A 19,325-nucleotide genomic window follows, 5' to 3' on the forward strand; every position below is an offset into this window, starting at 1 on the left:
CGACGCGGAGTGAGATGGCGCCGGGAAGGCATGAGCCTTCCCCGGGGTCGTTTATTTCCACGTCCGCTGGACGCTCCAGGTTTAGGGGAGGCTTGTGACGGTTTCGACACCGCCTCCGCCGGCTCTAGGGCCGCGTCACCTCAAGCCGCAAGAACTGCCGGGGCTGGGCGTCCATCGGGAGAAGAGTCCGCGTTTTTACCGTCTCGGTGCCATTCCCGTTGTCCTGCGGATAGCCGGGGAGCATGACTGCTTCGTCCCAGACATGGGCGGACAGCTCGAAGCTGGCGCGGTGGTGATAGGAGATCCCGCCCAGCGTGGGCTTGGGTCGCACGTAGGTGGAGGTGAGGTAGGGCAGGCCGCCGATGATCTCGATCTCGCCGTCCGGCAGGCGCGGGGTATCGTTTCCTGTCGGGGTGCCGCCGAGGGCTGCCTCGAGCAGCACGTTCACGCCATCACCGTCTGCATCGGCGCTGTCCTGCGCAGCAGCTGCTTGCGCCCCGGCAAGGCTACCGAAGGCGGAGACCTTCCAGTTGTTCAAAGGCGAATCAAGGATTTGGATCTGCGCGCTGCTGCTGCCCGCAATATAGCCCGTCGCCTCTGCCAGCGACAGCGTGACGCTCTGCGGGCCCGTCGCGATATCGCGGTCGAGCGCCTCGAGCGTCAGGGTTGCCGAGCTCTGGCCGGCTGGAATCCGAAAGTCTGTCGGCAAGGGCGCGAGGGTATAGTCGATCCGCGGCAGCGCCTGCGTGGGGCCGTAGGCGGTGGTGAGACCCACTTGGAGGTCTTGCTCCAGCAGGCCGCTGCGGGTCACGGTGAAGGTGCCTGTGTTGTTGGTGCCTTTCTGTGCCGTGTTGTCCGTGGCGGTGATCGAGACGGATGCCGACTGCAAAGCGAGTAACGCGATCTCCGAGGCCGGAAGCGCCCGCGAGTAAAGCCGTACGTCGTCGATGTAGCCGTTCATGTGATCGTTCCCCGGAGCGGCGGGGGATTTGGCACCGATGTTGAAGGCGTTGTTGGTGGCGGGGATCGCGGCGGTAGCCGGTGCGCTGCCTACCTGGGTGCCGTTCACATAGAGCCGCATGTTCGCGCGGTCGTAGGTGGCCGCCACGTGGAACCAGCGCTTGGCGGCAGGGCGGGTCGCCCGGACTTGGGCGACGTTGAAGATCTCCCAGACCAGATCGCCATCCTCGGAGAGCAGGCGGTATTGATTGTCGCTATTGCCCTTCTGCACGATGCGGCGGTTGCTGTCCCAATCGGAGGCATAGACCCATGCCGCGATTGTAATGGCTTGGGTGGGGTTGAGCGCGGCCTGGCTGGCGATGCTCACGCCTTGGTTGTCGACGCCGGTGAACTTCAGGGCTCCCCCCAGCAATCCGGGTTCCCACGCTGCCAGCGGACCGGTGAGACTGACGTTGCGGCCATTACCGGAGCTGTCACTACCCACGGTCCCGGACGTCTCGTCGAACTTCCACCAGCCGATCAGGTTGCTGGCGACTCCGGTGCCGGTCACGGCGAAGCTGGTCTCCGGCTCGCTCGGGTCATTGGACGGGATGGCGATGGTCGCCGTCTTGATCCCGGTGCCAGTCGGCTGGAAGCGGATATCGAAGGTGACACCGCCTGGGCCAGACACGCTTGCGGCCGGCTGTGCTACCACACTGAAGGAAGTTGCTCCGCTGCCATCGATGCGGATGCGTGGTGTGCCACTTAGCGTGAGGCTGGCGTTGCCGAGATTCTCCAGTGTGAAGGTATGCGTGACTTGGCCACCCGGCGAGACCGCGGAGCCGAAATCGGTGCCATCCGAGAACGCTGGCACCATATCGTTGTTAGAGATCACCCGGCCATTGCCGACGATCCGGATCTCGGCGGCGGCAGGACCTACGTCCGTGGCTGCCGCCGCCACATTCGTGTAGCTGGAGTAAACGTGATCACTGAAGGAAGCGATGCGATAGTGGTGGATCGTGAAGGGCTCGGCCGTCGTGTCGCTATAGCTCATCACTCCAGGCCCTACGATGGCGAGCGCCGTGAAGCTGAGGCCATCGAAGGAGCGCTCGAGCGAGAAGCCCGCCTCATTGTTGGATTGGTCGGACCAAGCGAGATTGATCTGGGTCTGAGAGACAGCGGTGGCGACGAGCAGGGAAGGCGGAGCAATCGTCTCCGGCTGCAGTGAGTTGATCCACTGCTCCAGCATCTGCACTCCGGCCTTGTCCACCACGTTGCGGCCCAGCGGTGGCATCTGGTCCTTGCCCACCTTGTTGACGCGGAAGTGCAGGATGGAATCCCCGAGGCTCTGTGGGACCACCACCCGTGCGTCGGGATTGCCCAGCTTGTTGTTTACGATGCCATAGTAGATCCCTTGGCTCTCGAAAGGCGTGGCAAAGCGCCCGTCCCACTGCGCTTCAGCACCACCCGGGCGGTGGCAGTAGGAACAATTGGCATCCAGATAAGAACGCGCCCGCTCTTGCAGAGACGCACTGGTATCCGTGTGGGCCACCAGTTTTTCCAGCCCGGGGATGGCTTGTTCGGTCGGCGCATTACTGAAGAGTCCGACGTGATTCCACGCGCGGATTTGGTTGTCGGTCACAGCGCTGCCGGGATAGGGCATCTCGCGGTTGAATTGCCGGGTGCTGGGGCCTAGCACACCGCCTGCATTCGGATTGTGGCAGCGCACGCAGTCCTGCCGACTCGGGTAGGACCAGATCTGGCGGCGGCTATCGACATGGAACTTCGCGGTGGTCACCGGTGATCCGGCGTTCGCGGTTACCGCCATCCCGAAGTAAACCTGATCCGGCAGGTCCAGCGTGGTGCGCGCATATTCCAGCCAGTTGAAGCCGTCAGCGCTGGAATAAGCGATGAAGGTGTCACCAGTGCGTTGCAGTCGCAGCCAAGTGTCCGGGAAGTTCACTCGCGGCTGTGGCAGCGGCGGGTAAACCGGAGTCGCATTGCTGCCCGTCGCGGCACGGTATTGGAATTCGTAACCGCCGACGTTGCTGCCGCGGTCCGCATTGCTGGGAAAGACGAAGGCCGTCACCTGCTTCGCGTCGGCCGCCAGGGACTCGCGAACCATCAGCCCGGCCTTGCTCGAAAGGTCGGACTGCGCCAGCGACTCAATCCGCACCGCCAGATCGAAGTCACCCGTTCGCTGCTGGGAGGCGAAGTGGAATTGGTCGCTCGTGCCGCCGATGCCCGTGCCGCCCGCGGTGATCGTTACTTGAGTGCCACTCCGCAGTGTAGAGCCAAGCAGTGCCGGGCCGCCGATGTCCTGTCCTGTTAGGGTGCCAATGGGGGCGGTGGCAATCGGAATGCTTTCGCTTAGCCCGGAGTCCAGCAGGTCGGCATCGCTCTGGTCGGCGCGCCACTTGTAGGTCGCGCCATACACCGAGCCATCGCTCTTCTTCACGATCACCCGCGTCTCGAGCCGGCGCTTGATGTTCGGATCCACCTCGCTCACCGGTAGCTCGAAGTGTTTCACCAGCACGCTGCCGGTGGGGAAACTCCATTCGCCCGTCGACTGGAATCCGATGTTGCTGCTGTTGGGGATCGCGGCAAAGCGGGTCTTGATCGCGCCGTCCGACCAGAAGGGGGCATTCAGCGCATAGGGGATCAGCTTGTTGCTCGGCGTGAGGGCGGCGAGATTGCTGAACAGTCCGGTGGCACCGAGCGTGGCGGGTAGGGGAGACCCGGGCGCTGGCCCACCGCGCTGCAGCTTGTAGATCTTCCCCGCTGTAGTGCCGAGCTGGCACATGTACAGCTCATTGTTGGCGTCCACGCCGAAGGACCCGAGACCCTGGTAGTCGCTGCCGGAGTTCACGCCTTCTCCCTTGGGAAGCTGGGCGAGGAAGACCTTGCTCGCAGGCGTCGTCGACTCGTCCAAGTACCAGATGAAGCGCGAGACATTGTCGCCGAAGATATACTTGCCCACCAGCTCCGGGAACTCCGTCCCGCGATACACGTAGCCGCCCACCACCGCACTGCCCACGCCATCGCCATGACCGTAGTCGATGATCGGTCGCTTGTTAGTGCCGATGTAAGGCGGCACGAGATCACCATCGAGGCCTTCGATCCGGCTCCACTGCAGATTCAATCCCGGTGGGTCGCTCGGCTCGATCGCCGTCACTTCTTCCCGCGAGGACTGGCCCACGTCACCGATGAAGATGCGCCCGGTGAGGGCATCTAGGGTCATGCGGTGCGGACTGCGAAGGCCGATTGCCCAGAGTTCCTCAATCGCTCCGGCCTGACCGACGAAGGGATTGTCGTTGGGGACCTGATAGCGCGGCCATGTGGGACTCACCTCATTGAAGGGCCGCAGGGTCGGCGCATGGCTGATGGCCCCGCCGCGCTGGTCCACGTCGATGCGGATCACGCCGGAGAAGAGCGAGCGATTGATCCGCTGGGTCTCGTCCGGATTCACGTCGTCGCCATTCGTGATGTAGAGGAAGCCGTTCGCGGGGTGGAAGAACATGCCCCCGCCGCTGTGCCAGACGGTCGACCGCTTCTGGTCGATCACCACATACTCACCAGCCTGGCTGGTCTGGAAGTTCGCATTCAGTACGAAACGCGAGAGCCGGTTGCGGTTCGGCGTGCCGAGTTCCGGCCGGGTGGTGGCGTTGCCCATGATCGGGCCGGTATCATCCGTGTGGCCCGCGATGCCACCGCGCCAGCAGTACCAGACCCACATCTGGTGGTTGTTCGCGAAGTCCGGGTGCAGCGCCACGCCTAACAAACCGGAGTCGTCCCAGCCCTGGGTATTGGCCGAGAGATCGACCACCAGGGTCTTGGTGCTGGTCGCCGGGTTGTTGTCGAAGCACCAGATCCGTCCCTCGCGCTCCCATACCACCAGCTTGTTGGTTCCGGGAATGGGCGCCAGCCCGACCGGATTCAGGAAACTCAAGTTCGGGAAGGCCACCACCGTTGACCAATTCGCCGGTACGGAAGGAGCCTCCGGCGGGAAAGCGTTATCGTAAAAGGCCCCAACACTCGGCCGGACCGTCAGACCGTAGTCTTGGGCCATCAGGCAGCAGGATAGGAGCAGCGCGACAAGCAGGGTGAGAGCTGCCGCCGTGGGGAGGGCGCGGTGGGACTTCATGCGGATCGAGGTGGGGCTAACACCACGGGGGGTATCCGGGAACAGGGGTGAACGGCGTTTGCATAGCCACAGTCCCTTACTTGGGAAAGGCTAGAATCGCGGCGTCACGGAAACTGCGCAGGGACCCGCTTCCTGCCGGATTGGCGCCCGATTGCGCTCTGCAACTTCAAGCCGCTATTCCTGCATTGCCCGCTGGCGCTTTACGGCACGATTTGACCGCCTTGTGGATGCTGGTGATGGCTTGTGGTCGATTGATGGCCAATGGCTTAAATGGGATTATGGCCGTCCTCGGAAGTGTCAGGGCACGTCGCTTGCTCATGGAAAGGCGACTAGAGATACGAACAACCGCGAATTCCATGAAAACGAAATCGAAGATTCTGACTGCCATATCGGTCGCGGTGGTTGCGTTGGCTTCCACCTCGTGCATGACCACTTACGATGCCTACGGCCGCCCCGTTCAATCGGTGGACCCGGGTGCCGCCGCCGCAGGTGCCGTCGCCGCAGGCGCTGTTGGTTATGCCATCGGCCAGCACAATGACCACGACCACTACTATTACAACGGTGGTTACTACCGACACGGCTACTATGGTCGCCGTGGCTACTATGGCCGCCGCTACTAAATCATCGGGGGAGCGAATCACGGCGTGATCCGCTGTCAAAAGCCAGGGAAGGGGACCTGGCGTCCCCTTGGAAAAGCGAGTCTGGATGTTTCCGGGCTCGCTTTCTTTTAGTGGGTAACGAAGATTTGAAGGCTGGCGGAAATTCGCAAGGTGCCTCCATGGTGCCCAAAAGAATTTCACGTTGTTTCCGACGCGCTCCCTTGCTCCTGCATTCGATCCTGTTAGCAAGCGGGGATGGCCGAAATCTGTTACGCCTGCTTGAAGGCTCCGGGAGTGACGCGGGACCACGTTCCTCCAAAATGTTTCTACCCGCTCCCGGTGCCCGTTGATCTGATCACCGTGGCGTGCTGTCACGAATGCAATGGAGGTAACGCCCCCCCTGACGACTACGTGCGCACAGTACTAGCCTCGCTCTTGGCTCGCTCTGCGGCAGGGGAGCGCATCTGGGAAGAGAAGGTTGTTCCCGGCTTCCTTCCGAGAAACCCCCGAACGGTGGATGCGATACTTGCGACCATGGAAGACAAGGAGATGGTCCTAGACGGCGTCTTGCAAGAGGTGGTCTCATTCGACGCCGGATGGGAGAGGATGACGGAATACTTCACCCGTCTAACAAAGGGACTGCTTCGGCATCATTACGCCAGCTACGACTACTCAGCTTCGGTGTTCAGGGTCCAGTTCCTTCACCCTTGGGACGAAAGGCTTGGTCAGCTTGAAGCGGTCCGGGACATGTTGAACTACGACCGCATAGGCGAGGGGGTTTTCCAATATCGCCACAGTCTTAGCGATACGGGTCAATCGGGTCTATGGATGCTCGTCTTTTATGAAGCCATTCTCGTGCTGGTTCATCACACAAATAGTCCCCCACAGGCATAGAAGCGCCCCGGCACCACCCCGGCACCATCGACACCGGCGGGGGTCATGCAGCGGCCCTCTTCCTCCGCCTCGCCCGCCAGAGCAGCAGGGCGGTCCATGTGATCGAGACGGCAAGCAGAACCAGCCAATACGGAACTAGCAACAGCCACAGCCCGTCGTGGAGGAACCACGACATGATCATCCCGTAGCGGAAGGGGTTCTTGAAAGGGGTCCCGATCTGTTGAACTGCCCCAGGTCTTGGTGCTATTGACCCACGTCCTCGTTGTGTCGGCCGGGCCCAGCTGGAAGCGGATGAAGAGCGGGGACCCCAGCTTGAAACGACGGGGATTTGCCAGAATGCTCGTGTCTGTGTGGATCTTTGCCGGACCGCCGTCTTTGATTCCGATCCCGATGCATGAGTCTAGATTGCAGAGCGCCACATTCTGGTAGAAGCAGGCGTTGAACTTGCGAGTCGATTGCGACCAGCCCCAGCATACGAACCCCATCACCATCATACCGGACCAGAAGGTTATGGATCGGTGCAGGGCGAGTTTCATACAGGCAGCATGACGGTGCGTGGAGAAATGAAAAGCCCCGGTCAGCGGATGCCGATCGGGGCGGGTGTAAACAATTGTTAACAGCGGTCACCCAGCTTTGGCCGGGAAAGGCTTCGGCTCGTCATCGGCCACGGCTTCCGTCACCCATCGCTCCACGATTGCCTTCGTCGTGGTCTTCTCGCGCTCGGCGTGGAGGGCGGCCAGCGCCGTGAAGCTCGGCGGGACACTTAGTTCCACCTCTACCTTGCCCGTTCGGTTCAGCTTGGGCGGGCGCTCCTGTGTCAGCACCTCGGGGCCTCTCCACTTGCCGGAGCCTCGCGGCCTTCCGCCTTTATGCTTCACCTTCGGAGCCTCGGCGGTGCCAAGCTCCACTTCTGCTTCCTGCTTGGCCTTGTCCTCGCCTGCAAACGGGGAATGCGGAGCATAAGGGGCAATGATTTACGAGTTTTGCTATTGGGCTGCGGGGACCTAGCGTCCCCTTTCTGCTTTTATCCATTCAGGGAATCGGCTCCAGCGGAATGCCACGCTTCTCCAGCGAAGTACGGTGCTTCTCGTAAATCTCCGCCAGATCCCGATTGTAGCGGTCCTTGTCCACTTGCCGCGAGACGTTCCCGCCATGCATGCGGTGCAGATGGCTGACTGTCGGCACGTAGAGCGGTAGTCCCGCTTCTAGGATAAAGCGGGTATAGAGTTCCAGGTCCTCCGCCGTCTCCATTTCTTCGTAGCTCCCGACCGCGTCGAAGAGCTCCCGGGTGAAGCACACATTCCCTTGAATAAAGTGTCGCCCGGAAAAAACCGCCCGCAGCATCTCATCAGCCGAGCTGAAGTCCCAGCCGTAGTAGTCCTCGCCCGCCAGGTAGCGCCCATCTTGGTCGATCTTCAGGAAGTCCGCCACCGCCCAACGCGCAATGCCCGCCTCCAGTGACTTTGCAAAATGGTAGGCCGTGCGCTGCAAGAGCAGGTCATCATCGTCCAGGGGCATCAAGAGATCGCTTTCACAGGAGGCGGCAGCAAGGTTTCGTGCCCGGCCCGGTGCCGTGCGTCCCGGCGAGAAAGACAGGACCAGCCGCGGGTCATCCAGGCCTTGCAGATACTCCCGCGTGCCATCGTCCGATCCACAGTCATGCACTGCCTGGATGATCTCCAGTTCCAGCGGCGCGGTACTGCTCATCCGGACGCTGGCGATGTTTTGTTGGAGAAATCCGAGGCGGTTGCGGGTCGGGGTGAGAATCGCGAGTTTCAATCTCTCCCAAGAGAGCTTCGCTTTCGCACCCGTCAACCTGGTGCTATGGAGTCGGCATGGCCCAGTTCCCCGATGAGACGATTGATGGCTCCTTCGAGCGGCAGGAAGACGCATTTCGCCGCATCATTGGCAAAGAGGCTGACCTGCCCGCCATCCCCGGCCGCTATCACCTCTATATTTCCCTCGCTTGCCCTTGGGCCCACCGCACCCTGATCACCCGCTCCTTGCTGGGGCTGGAAGAAGCGATCGGCGTGAGCATCGCCGACCCCGTCCGCGATGAACGCGGCTGGGCTTTTCGCGAGGGGCCCGGCCATGGTCCCGATCGTGCCGAGGGCTTCCGTTTCCTGATGGAGGCCTATCGAGCTACCGATGCTTCCTTTGAAGGCCGTGTGACCGTTCCGGTGCTCTGGGACCGCCTCGCCAAGCAGATCGTCAACAACTCGGAGGACGACATCTGCCGCATGTTCCAAGATGCCTTTGCGGCGCCGGAAGCTCCCAATCTCTTCCCGGCCCATCTTGCAAAGGAACAGGATGCTCTGAGCCAGTTCCTCTACGAGAAGGTCAACAATGGCGTCTATCGCGCCGGCTTCGCCACTACCCAAAAGGCCTATGAGGAAGGGGTGCTGGAACTCTTCTCGGCGCTCGATCAACTCGAGACCCGCCTTTCCTCCTCCCGCTATCTTCTTGGCGAGCAGCCCGTGGAGAGCGACTGGCGCCTCTTCTGCACTCTCCTGCGCTTCGATGCGGTCTACCATGGCCACTTCAAGTGCAACCTGCGGCGCATCATCGACTATCCCTGCTTGCACCGCCACCTCGTCGATCTCCACGGCATCCCGGGCATCGCCGGGACCGTCAATCTCGATCACATCAAGCGACACTACTACGTGACCCACGACGATATCAATCCCACCCGCATCGTGCCCGTAGGCCCCGCCAGGATTTTCTGACGGGTGAAGCCCGCGCGGGAGCTTGGAATCCTCCATCGCCCCTTGGCGGCGCAGCCGATTTTAGGAGTGCGCGCGAGCGTCGCCGCTTTTCCTGCGCGGTCGTGGGCAATAGCCACACAAGTTCTCGGCGGACCGACCTGCCTCGATCCCAGATCCCGGCAAGGCTCCCCCAAAAACAAAAGCGGCCGGACTCTCGTCCGGCCGCTCTGCGGTTCTATTGAAGTTTACTCGGCGGCTTTATCCTTGTCCTTACCTTTGCCCTTTCCGCCACCACCGCCGCCGCCACCTTCGGGCTGACGTTGTGGTTGCTGGCGCTCGCGCTGCGGCTGGACCTGGCGTTCCTGCTGCGGCTTAGGTTGGGCCTTTTCGCGTTGCGGTTGCGGCTGCGCCTCACGCTTTGGCTGCACTTCACGTTCCCGCTGGGGTTGCGGCTGCGCCTCACGCTTTGGCTGCACCTCCCGCTCCCGTTGAGGTTGCGGCTGCGCCTCACGCTTTGGCTGCACTTCCCGCTCCCGTTGGGGTTGGGGCTGCGCCTCACGCTTGGGCTCCGGCTTCGGCTGGACTTCACGTTCCGGCTTGGGTTGCACCTCGCGCTCGCGCTTCGGTTGAGGCTCCGGCTTCACCTTTGGTTCGCGTTCCGGTTGCTCCGGCTTCACGCGGGGCTCACGCTCCGGCTGTTCCGGCTTCACCTTCGGCTCACGCTCCGGCTGCTGGGGCTTCACCCGCGGTTCGCGTTCCGGCTGCTCCGGCTTCACCTTCGGTTCGCGCTCAGGTTGTTCGGGCTTCACCTTTGGTTCGCGCTCCGGTTGGGGCTTCACCTTTGGTTCGCGTTCCGGGGTCGGCTTGACCTTGGGCTCGTTGGGTCCCTTATCCGGCTTGGCTGGCGTGTTGTCGCCATCCGGCTTGCCCTTGTCGCCATCGGTCATGTCCCCCTTGCCACCTTGGCCACGGCCACCTTTGCCACGACCCGGGCGACCGGGCTGCGGGTTTTGATCCGCTTCCTTGTCGGCACCGGGAGTGGTGTCAGTGGGATCCTTGTCGAGGACGGCCGGAGCCTGTTTACGCTTCGGCGGGGCTTGATCCTGGCTCATCTGCGCAGCCTTGCGGCCGACCACCGGCGAGCGTGGGATTTTCACCTTTGCGGGCTTCACCGCAGCTTCCGCTTGCTCCGCGCCTTTATCGGCCCCTTGACCCTCGCCCCTGGCTGCCACGCGCGGGCCTTCCTTCTCGATCTGTTGGCGTTGCTTCGAAAACTTGGTCATCGCCTGGCGCTGTTCCACGAACTTCTCGCGGGTCGCCTCGTTCAATTGCTTGAACTTCTTGCCGCCTTCCGGAGCCTTGGCAAAGGTGGCCAGAGGGGTGGCGACTGCCAACTCACCGCCATCGCGGCCCTTGAATCCACGGCGTCCATTGCCGAGGTCCCTCAAGGCGGCGAAGTTCTGCGGCGGGCGAGCATCGCGGTTGTCGCGGAAATACTCGAAGTCGTTCATCCGGCGGTGCTCCCAGTCGCGGTCGTCACGGTGCTCCCAGCGCTCGTGCGCGAAGATCGGATCGAAGCCGCGGGTGCGGAAGGTCGTCGCGTAAGTCACCGACGAATAGAAGCCGCGGTCGCGATAACGGGGTTCATAGTAGTCCCCGAAGTAGTAGTGACCGTAGCTCGGCCGCACGAAGAGGTGATTCACCACCAGGCCGATGTTGATCACCGTCACCGGCGAATAGTGGTAGTTTGGCTGGCGCCACACCGGTCCGTGGAAGCGCACCGGGGCGAAGATGATCCCCCGGGTCTCGATCGGATAGTCCCAGTAGCCAGCCACGTAGACATAGCCGCGCGGTGTCCAGGAGTAGCGGTCCGGCACATAGGTCCAGTCGCGGCGATACGGCTGGTAGTAACCCGGACGCCAGCGGTAGCGGGTATCAACATAGGTCCAAGAGCCAGGGATCCACACGTCATTGTCGGATGTGGCGGCAATGTTCGGTCCGCGCTCCAGGCTCCTCGGCGGTTCCGGCAGGTAGCTGACTTCCTCGGTCCCGGCATCCGCCCAATAGCCCGACACCCACTGCCACTGGGCGCCGACTTCGTTCCAGTATCCGGGGACCCACTCGCGATCCGGCGGGACGTTGCGCCAGACCCCGCTGACCCACATGAAGTCATTCAAATCTTCGTCCCAAGACCAGTAGCCGGCAATCCACGTCACATTGTCGCCCTCGAGCTCTTGCTCGGGCGGCAGTTCGTCGATCGCTTCGGGTGGTTGGGTGCTGATGAGGGCACCCGCTTCCGGCTCGAAGCTCACCGTCTCGGCGAAGGCTTCATGCACGGGTCCGCGGGTCAAGACCTCGGTATCTTGGGATACTGCCTCCTGGCCTTGGGCCACGATCGGGGAGAGCAGCGTCCCGCACGCTGAAAAAGCGGTGATGGTGGCCAAGAGGCCGTATCGGGTGGTATTCATGGGTTCCTTCTTCTAGCTTGATGCGTTCCCCCTTGGGACGGAGCGCGCCGCGAAACATTCAATCAACCTTCATTTCCTTCGCAGAATACTTAGGATGAAGGCGATCGTCCGATTCCGCAGAAACGCGGGTGCTCCACCAAAGTGGACCCGCCGCGCCCCGGGGCAACTGCAAAATGCATCCCGACACTCCGGAAAATGCGCCGTGCACCTTGTTAGGGGCCCCAACCCGTAGTTGAGTTTAGGCCCTTCGACCCCCCGACCGGGCCGAAGGGCCGGTTACCCGAATCCCTGAGCGCTTGCTAGGACCTCACTAGGCTCAGGGGGATTGCACCGCGTTCAGGCGGCCAAAGAGTTTGCGCCCGGCGGCCTTGGCGGCCGGGACGGTGATCACAATGGTATCGGTATCCGCATCCGGGCTATCCTCGCTCACATCTACAACGATGGTGTCCGTGGACGAGTCGGTCGCGCCAACAGGCACGTCGTGGGCTGGTGACGTGAAGGACAAGTCGGTGGACCACTGGAAGCTCAGCGCGACGCCGGATTCTGACAGATCCTTCCGCTTGAAGGAGAAGATCAGATTGCCGCCGGATTGCGAGACGGTGGGCAGCAGCGCCTTGGAATTGGAACCCGCGTTGGCGGGATTTGGTTCGCCGCCGAGCACGAATTCCAAGCCGTTGTCCACGCCGTCGTGGTCGGGATCGGCCCCGAAAGCGGCATCCGCACCCGTCAGGCCTTTGGAGGCGGCCCAGGCATCGAAGCCGCCGCCGCCGCTGCTCAGCGTCAGCACGCCGGTCGCCTCGTCGAAGGAGTAATTCTTACTGCCCACGGTTTTGCTCCAGACATCGCCCGTGGCAGTCCATGGAGTGGTGCCGCTGAGGACCTGGAAGCTCGTGCCATAGATCGAGGCGACGTTCTCCAAGGTCCAAGACCCGGAAGTCAGCGGGGAGGCGTCGGTGACGGTGGTGTCGATGTTGAAGTCACCGTTGAAGAACCCGGAGCCCGCACCGGAGATGCCATTGGCCGTCGCACCGATGGCGAAGCGGAGCTGTGCATTGTCCGATAGGGTCAGGCCGGCACCGCTCGCGATGGTGGTGTTGCCAGTGTAGGTGTTGATTCCACCCAAGGTGAGCGAACCACCTTCGACAGCGAGGCCGGTTACCCGGGTGCCCGCACCTACGGCATTGGCGATAACACCGTCGTAGGTAGAGGTGCCGGTGGTGCTGAGCAGGGAGTCCGTGGTGGTGGAACTGTTGCCGATGGTGGCAGCGCTCGCGCTCTTCACGATGCCAGCCAGCGACTGGTTATTACCGGCGAGGTCTAGGGTGGCCGCGCCGCTGGCGCCAAGCGTCACGGTGGCTGTGGTAGCCAGGCCGTTGTTCGCGCCGAGACGGGCAGTGCCCGTCACGGTCATGGCGGTGTAGCCGGTGCCGCCACCCCAGTAAGTGATGCTACCGCTGCGGTGGATGACCGGAACCGTGGATGTGATCACGCTCTTCACATCGAAGCTGCCGCCGGAGGACACATTGATGAAGTGCCCGCCACCGACCGGAGAGGCGGTGATGTTGATCGGTCCGGTGAGCGTGGCGGTGCCAGTCACGCTGGACGAGGCTTCCAGGATGCCAGCGCCCTGCGGGCTGCTATTCGCACCGATGGTAACGGCATTGGTCAGGGTCACGTTGTCACCCAGGCTGAGGCGGATGCCGCCATTGATGGCGACGGTGCCGTTGCCCACGGCTGTGGAGGAGTTCGCCTTGAGGATGCCGCCGGTGATGGTGGTGCCGCCGGTGTAGGTGCTGTTGCCAGTGAGCGTGAGGGTAGAGCTTCCCCCTTTGGATAGCGCCAAGGTGCCTGCACCATCTTGGATTGTCCCGTCATAGGTGCTGGTCGTGGTGCCGGAAATGGTCAGCGTACCGGCACCTGCGATGCTACGTCCGATGGTTCCCGTGCTGAAGCCACTGAGCGATTCATGGGTGGTGCTCATGTTCAGGTTGAGCAGGCCATCCACCAGCAGCGGACCGGCACCCAAGCCACCTGAATTCACGGTAAGCGTACCACCTTCCTCCACGGCAGCGGCGGCCGTGCTGACCAGGTTGCCGGTCTGCAGCGTGGCGCTGGCTCCGGACAACACGTCGAGACCGGTGCCGAATTCGCTCAGGATTGTGAGTGTTTGCGCGCCGCCCACGGTGGCACTGCCGGTGGCGAAAGTCAGGGTGTTGATGTTGATGTTGGCTCCGAGCGTGGTGTTGGTGTTCGCGGCATTGCTGGCGGAGAAGTATACATCGGTCACGGGCCCCACCAGCTGACCGGCATCGCTGGTGCCGCTGGCACCGTTTGCCCAGTTGCTGTTAGGAGCCAGGGAGGAATCGCTCCAGACTGAACTCACATCGCCGCGCCAATACGCGACAAAGGGTGTGGCTGCCCCGCTCACGGTCAGGACATAGTTGTTGCCTTGCAGGGACCCGCTGTAGGTGGTCGGGAAACCGGAGGGAGTCACGTCGCTGGTATCCAGCACGAAGGTGCCGCTCAAGGGCGCCTGGGTGGTGATCAGGTTGTAGACACCCACCGGGGTGCTGCCGTGAAGCTTGATCGTGGTCGTGCCGCTGGTGCTGGCGTCGAGCGCATCGATCTGGTCCGGAGCGGCATTCAGGCCCAGGTCCAGCGTGGCGTTCGTAAGCGCGAGATGGTTGACAAGCTGGGTACGCACCGAGGTGCCCTTGCGCAGATCCAGCGAGGCGGAGCTGATGCTGAGATCGGCGGTGGGCAACGCGCCCGTGTTGCCTAGAGCCAGCGTGCCGCCACTGATGGTGGTGCTGCCAGTGTAGGTATGCACTCCGCTCAAGGTCTGCTTCGCCGGGCCGCTTTTCACCAGGCTGATGCCACCGGAGATCACACCCGAAGAGGATTGGTCCGCAGCGGTGTTCAAGGTAAGCGTGGCCGTGCCGGTGCTGAGGCCCACCTTCACCGTCCCGCTGAGGCCCGCGATGGTTTGGGAGAAGGCGCTGGTGCCGGCTTGATTGTTCAACTGCAGCGTGCCGCCGGTCGAGGTGTTCGAGAACACCACCCCGCTTGGAGACAGGGTGTTGGTCGCTCCCACTGTGACGATGGCGCCATTGTTGTTAATATCGAGCGTTCCCCAGGTGTTGGAGGCATTGCTGAATTCCCACTTGCTGGCGTCTAACAATTGGAGATAGCCGGTGGACAAGCCGATCGAACCGGTGACCTTGCCGGTATTGGTGCGCAGAGCTAGGCTGGCGTTGGCCGAGGTGCCGGTGCCCAAGGTGCTGAAGCCGATGTTTCCGGACACCACGCTCGCCGTCGCGGCATTCGTGCCACTCGCCATGATCGCTGCGATGCCGTTGGCCGAGCTATTGTCCACGGTGATGCCGCCGCTCCAGGTAGCGCCCGAACCGAGCGCCAAGAGCGCGCGGTTGCTGCTGCCGGCGCCGCGCCGCAGGGTCACGGCATTGCCAAGGCTGAGGTTCGCATTCACCGCGACCGAGCCGCTGAACTGCTGCCCGCCATTGATCAGCACCGGGCCGCTTCCAAGGGCCGTGGCGCTGGCGACGGTGATGCCCGTGGCATCGTTCGGTTGGTTCACCGTGGTGCCGCCCGAGTAAGTATTGGCCCCGGAAAGGGTGAGCGTATTGGTGCCCAGCTTGACCAGGCCTAGGGCTCCCTGGGCGGTGTTGCCCAGGTTGGCCGCATAAGCGCGCGCCGCCGTGGTCGTATCGAAACCGATCGCCGATCCCGCGGCGAAGTTCGTGGTTCCGAGCATGGTGGTGATGTTGGCATCGGTGATCGCATTGGACACCGCCAGGGCCGCACCACTGGCCACCGAGTAGCCACCGTTGGTGCCGATGCCGCCGGGCAGTGCGCCGGTTCCATTGATGGTGAGCACCCCGGCGGAGATCGTGGTGGCGCCGGGATAAGTATTCGTGCCGCCGAGCGTGAGTACACCCGGGCCTGCCTTGGTCAGGCCGACACCCACGCCACCGGTGATCGCACCGGTGTGGGTCACCGCGCTGTTTACCGTCAGGATGCGGGTACCGCCACCTAGGTTGGTCGCGGTGTTGAATGTCAGCAATCCGTTGTTGGTCAAGTCGCCGAGCGTGACGTCACCGCCAAGTGTGATGGAAGTAAACTTGCCGCTCAGGTCGCGGGCCGTGCCTGCGGCGTTCGAGGAGATGGTGCCACCATTGATCACCAGCGCACCGCCAGAGCCCATGGCATTCACTCCCCCTACGGCGACGGTACCGGCATTCAGGGTGAAGCCACCGGCGTAGGCATTGCCATTCGCCAGCGCCCAAGTGCCGGGGCCGCTTTTGATGAAGCCGGTTCCCGCTGCGGTGGACAGGGCTTGTCCGGCGAAATTGAGGGTCTTGCCGGCGGCGACATTGACCGTGGCGATCGTGCCGCCGGTCCCCAAGGTGTTGCTGGGAGTAACCGTTACGCTTTCATTCGCCGTGATCGAATTGAAGTTGGTGGCCGCAGACGGACCGGCGATGGTGAGCGCGATACCGAGGTTGTCTTCAAAGGTCACATCGGACCCCGAAGCCCAGGGCTGGTCATAGGTTCCGCCGGGCGCGGTGGCCCAAGTTGCGCTATCCCACGCGGCGGCGCTGCTGGTTTTCCAATACTGCGGGGCAGCGGAAGAGATCGAGATAGCGGTGGCCGAGGCGGCGATGACGGGGAGCGCGGCGGCGATTCGATGCTGAGATGGTTTCATGAATGGTTTTTCCTGATGACGTGTGGAGGGCGGATGCGGGAGGCGCGCATCAAGGCCCGGCAAGGTGCGGGGCGAGTAGGCAGTGAGATCGCATTAGTTGTCCGACAGCCGTGAAAAAAAGGGGATAGTTCTTGCCTGCTGTCCTGAAAAACAGGACGGTCTAACTCGCTTAATTTCACCAAGCCTCACTTCTTCTCGGTCCATGCACCCCTTCCGCCAGCGCTCGGTCGCCGAGCAGATTGTGGATCATCTCAGGGAAGGTTTTCGCAACGGCCATTGGCGCGGCCAGCTTCCCGGCGTGCGCTCCTTGGTCCGCGAATTGGGTGTTTCGAAGGATAGCGTGGAGGCCGCCTTGCGCTTGCTGGAGGCTGAAGGCAGCCTCCAATCCGCCGGGCCGGGCCGCCGCAAGGAGATCGTGCTCTCTCGGGATGCGCCGGGAGAATTCAGGTCCTTGCGGATCGGCGTGCTGTTCTCCGATCCCTTGCGCCAGATCAATCTCTATGCCCAGCAGGTGATGCTCGAAGTGATCCGCCGAATCGAGAATGCCGGGCACACCTGTGTCACTGCGGAACGCAGCTTGGGAGAACTCGGCTCGAAGCTTCCCCGCATCGTCAGGATGATCGAATCCGCGAAAGCCGATGCTTGGGTGGCCTATTCGGCACCGCGCGAGGTCCTGGAGTGGTTTGTCACCCGTTCGATTCCGGTGGTGGCGGTGGGCGGCGGATATTCGGGGCTTCCGGTCGCCAGCTCGGCCTCGCAGCTCGATGAGGCGATCCACGATTCTGTTAGGGTCTTGAGCGATCTTGGGCACCGCCGGATTGTTGCCATCTCGCCGGACAGTTGGCGGCTTCCCGCACCGAGTCTAACAGGCCAGTCCTTCCTGTCGGCCTTGGCGGCCTGCGGTCACTCGCCGACCAGCTATAACCTTCCGGCCTGGGATCAGACTCCGGAGGGCCTGGAGAAACTGCTGGAGTCGCTGTTCCTGATCACCCCGCCGACGGCGCTGATCTTCGTCAATCCCGCCAGCTACGTGGCGGCGCTTGATTTTTTCGGGCGGAAGGGGATCCGGGTGCCGCGGGATGTCTCGGTCATCAGCATGACCACGGGGCCGATGTTCTCCCTCCTGCCTCATCGTCCCGCGCATTTCGAGTGGCCGGTCGAGGAACATGTCCGCCGCGTGAACCGCTGGGTAAAATGCTTGGCCAAGGGCAGGACCGACTTGGCGCAAGTGATCTTCTCCGCGACCTTTGAGCTGGCGGAGACCATCGCGGCGGTGAAGGGCAGGAAGACGCCGGAGCGGCGGTGATCTCAAAAATCCTTTAAGCTGCCGGATTTACCAGTCCGAGATATCCTTCGCCCGGTGGCTGGCATCGCGGCACGGTGCCACCAAAATCCTGGGCCCAGTCACCACGGGGGAGATGGAGTATTCTCCATGGACCGGACACACCGGCTTTGACTCCATCAACAAGCCCGGGCCGATGAGCTTGGCCCACTCGATCGGGGCGCCGGCCTTCAGATGCTCCTCCTCCTGCACATGCCGCATCAGCATCTGGAGATCCCGCTGATGCATGACGCATGTCGCCCGGTCGCTGCCCCGATGCTGGTGGGGCATCAGCGAAAGCACTCCAAGCGCTGCGACGAGCGCCAGGAAGACGATCGTCAGTTGGAACACCTTCTTGCGGGTGAAGTAGCGCGCCATGCGGCAAGGTCTCTAGCAGCAGAGGTTGCTTTTGTCTGCTTGCTGTTGTGCAAGCACATCAATGTATTCATCGCATTGTAGAGGGCTGGACCTCTAATCCCGAATCATTTCTACCTCCGCCTTGCTACCCCCGGAGGCACCACCCCTCAGTCCACCGTTGAATCGCTCGTAAGAGCCCTGCCCCGCGGCGAAGCCAACCGCCCAAGGCGCTGATGGCACTTTTAAATCGTTTCGTTTGAATCCGGTTCTGACGAAGTGGATGGTTTCCCAATCTTTCTCGTTCTCTGGAGTTTTTCCCGTGATCTTGGCCCAGTTCAGAGCACAGGAATAACGATCCTGGTTGCGCGAAAAAGAAACCCCCAGTCCGTCGAAGTGCGGGGTGTCCCCCGGTTCCTCCTGGCGGTCGCTTACAGGCAGGGTATCGCCGGGGTTGCGAGTTTCTTCATAAGAAAAACGGACTTGGTCGCCGTCTCGCACCCGCCAATCGCAACGATAGGCTTCTCCGGCGTCGGCTGAGAACTCCATCTGCTTGAGCTCTCTGTCCCCCCCGCTCACTACTCTTTCCCGTTCGAGGACGCGTAAACCTTGCCAAAAGGACTTCGCGTTTTTGTCCGCCTTGAGAAATGTCGATTTCTCTAACACAATTCGGGAGCCGTCTTTGGACCGAAAGCGGCTGGAAAAGCTCCATTCGCCGGTTAGAGGCGAGCAAAGTTCAAAACGCCAACCGCCAGCAGCTTTAGGCTTCTGCCTGAGCTCCATTTCGACGGAGCGAACCGATTCCGCGGGTGCGGCAGCATTTTCAACGGTGTAGAGGAATACCGCTTGGGTCTCGGCATTCTGTTTCTGGGATACTTCTTGGCGTGCTTGGCCTCCTCCGGCCTTCTGCGCCGCTAGCCGAACAACCAGCTTCGCGCCCGTGCCGGCCAGAAGCTGCCCGGAAGCAGATACTATCGATTTCCAAGGGGCTGGGTCTCCATGACGTCCTTGCTGGATCAGTTTGTCGGCCAAATGGTTTGGCATTTCGATCACCACGGCTTCCGATACGACGGGAGCAGCCTCCAGTGGCGAGATGACACAAGCGCCAACCGCCACAAGCAGGCCCAAGACTCTGGGAATTGTCATGATGCCAAAATACCCGAATGCCAATCTTA

General features: G+C 62.3%; 12 protein-coding genes. 4 read left to right on the forward strand and 8 right to left on the reverse strand.

The annotated features are described in order from the left end of the window. Window positions 1-124: 124 nt before the first annotated feature. Window positions 125-5,083: a LamG-like jellyroll fold domain-containing protein gene (locus BV071_RS29840; protein ID WP_035615384.1), complete on the reverse strand. Its 4,959-nt coding sequence runs from the start codon at window positions 5,081-5,083 to the stop codon at window positions 125-127. Between the two features lie 356 nt (window positions 5,084-5,439). Between BV071_RS29840 and BV071_RS29850 the strand changes: the two genes are divergently transcribed. Together BV071_RS29850 and BV071_RS29855 are read left to right on the forward strand one after the other, a co-directional pair. Next, window positions 5,440-5,703 (forward strand): hypothetical protein, encoded by a 264-nt coding sequence (locus tag BV071_RS29850; RefSeq protein ID WP_265595069.1) that lies wholly within the window; start codon window positions 5,440-5,442, stop codon window positions 5,701-5,703. Window positions 5,704-5,937: 234 nt separating this feature from the next. Next, a complete protein-coding gene (locus tag BV071_RS29855) occupies window positions 5,938-6,576 on the forward strand; it encodes a hypothetical protein (RefSeq protein WP_035615389.1) in 639 nt (212 codons plus the stop codon). On the opposite strand, the gene BV071_RS35975 is transcribed toward BV071_RS29855, so the two are convergent. The 3 genes from BV071_RS35975 to BV071_RS29865 form a co-directional block, all read right to left on the reverse strand. Then, window positions 6,549-6,674 carry a hypothetical protein gene (locus tag BV071_RS35975; RefSeq protein WP_265595070.1) on the reverse strand — a complete coding sequence of 42 codons (126 nt, stop codon included), beginning with the start codon at window positions 6,672-6,674 and terminating at the stop codon, window positions 6,549-6,551. The genes BV071_RS29855 and BV071_RS35975 overlap by 28 nt on opposite strands. 525 nt (window positions 6,675-7,199) lie before the next feature. Then, on the reverse strand, window positions 7,200-7,484 hold the full coding sequence (locus BV071_RS29860) for a hypothetical protein (protein WP_035615391.1): 285 nt from the start codon (window positions 7,482-7,484) through the stop codon (window positions 7,200-7,202). Window positions 7,485-7,608: 124 nt separating this feature from the next. Beyond that, window positions 7,609-8,355: a glycosyltransferase gene (locus BV071_RS29865; protein ID WP_035615394.1), complete on the reverse strand. Its 747-nt coding sequence runs from the start codon at window positions 8,353-8,355 to the stop codon at window positions 7,609-7,611. Window positions 8,356-8,411: 56 nt separating this feature from the next. Between BV071_RS29865 and BV071_RS29870 the strand changes: the two genes are divergently transcribed. Further along, a complete protein-coding gene (locus tag BV071_RS29870) occupies window positions 8,412-9,302 on the forward strand; it encodes a glutathione S-transferase C-terminal domain-containing protein (protein ID WP_035615397.1) in 891 nt (296 codons plus the stop codon). A 224-nt stretch (window positions 9,303-9,526) separates the two neighbouring features. On the opposite strand, the gene BV071_RS33965 is transcribed toward BV071_RS29870, so the two are convergent. Both BV071_RS33965 and BV071_RS29885 read right to left on the reverse strand, forming a co-directional pair. Beyond that, window positions 9,527-11,749, reverse strand: a complete 2,223-nt coding sequence (locus BV071_RS33965; RefSeq protein ID WP_052574060.1) for a YXWGXW repeat-containing protein — start codon at window positions 11,747-11,749, stop codon at window positions 9,527-9,529. Between the two features lie 316 nt (window positions 11,750-12,065). Then, a complete protein-coding gene (locus BV071_RS29885) occupies window positions 12,066-16,475 on the reverse strand; it encodes an autotransporter-associated beta strand repeat-containing protein (protein WP_035615399.1) in 4,410 nt (1,469 codons plus the stop codon). A 202-nt stretch (window positions 16,476-16,677) separates the two neighbouring features. Here BV071_RS29885 and BV071_RS29890 point away from each other — a divergent pair, with 202 nt between their 5' ends. After that, on the forward strand, window positions 16,678-17,781 hold the full coding sequence (locus BV071_RS29890; RefSeq protein WP_035615402.1) for a substrate-binding domain-containing protein: 1,104 nt from the start codon (window positions 16,678-16,680) through the stop codon (window positions 17,779-17,781). A 27-nt stretch (window positions 17,782-17,808) separates the two neighbouring features. Here the strand turns inward: BV071_RS29890 and BV071_RS29895 are convergent, their stop codons facing one another. Beyond that, complete coding sequence (locus BV071_RS29895; RefSeq protein WP_035615404.1) at window positions 17,809-18,174, reverse strand: hypothetical protein; 366 nt, start codon at window positions 18,172-18,174, stop codon at window positions 17,809-17,811. 93 nt (window positions 18,175-18,267) lie between these two features. Then, window positions 18,268-19,278, reverse strand: coding sequence for a hypothetical protein (locus tag BV071_RS29900; protein WP_265595071.1), 1,011 nt, complete (start codon window positions 19,276-19,278; stop codon window positions 18,268-18,270). Window positions 19,279-19,325 lie beyond the last annotated feature (47 nt).

The sequence above is a fragment of the Haloferula sp. BvORR071 genome (assembly GCF_000739615.1).
Classification (GTDB): domain Bacteria; phylum Verrucomicrobiota; class Verrucomicrobiia; order Verrucomicrobiales; family Akkermansiaceae; genus Haloferula.

Bases quoted from the DNA above. Each gene is read 5' to 3' on its own strand.
- BV071_RS35975 (WP_265595070.1), bottom strand. From the start codon at position 6,674: ATGGACCGCCCTGCTGCTCTGGCGGGCGAGGCGGAGGAAGAGGGCCGC.
- BV071_RS29885 (WP_035615399.1), bottom strand. From the start codon at position 16,475: ATGAAACCATCTCAGCATCGAATCGCCGCCGCGCTCCCCGTCATCGCC.
- BV071_RS29870 (WP_035615397.1), top strand. From the start codon at position 8,412: ATGGCCCAGTTCCCCGATGAGACGATTGATGGCTCCTTCGAGCGGCAG.
- BV071_RS29890 (WP_035615402.1), top strand. From the start codon at position 16,678: ATGCACCCCTTCCGCCAGCGCTCGGTCGCCGAGCAGATTGTGGATCAT.
- BV071_RS29850 (WP_265595069.1), top strand. From the start codon at position 5,440: ATGAAAACGAAATCGAAGATTCTGACTGCCATATCGGTCGCGGTGGTT.
- BV071_RS29895 (WP_035615404.1), bottom strand. From the start codon at position 18,174: ATGGCGCGCTACTTCACCCGCAAGAAGGTGTTCCAACTGACGATCGTC.
- BV071_RS29840 (WP_035615384.1), bottom strand. From the start codon at position 5,083: ATGAAGTCCCACCGCGCCCTCCCCACGGCGGCAGCTCTCACCCTGCTT.
- BV071_RS29855 (WP_035615389.1), top strand. From the start codon at position 5,938: ATGGCCGAAATCTGTTACGCCTGCTTGAAGGCTCCGGGAGTGACGCGG.
- BV071_RS33965 (WP_052574060.1), bottom strand. From the start codon at position 11,749: ATGAATACCACCCGATACGGCCTCTTGGCCACCATCACCGCTTTTTCA.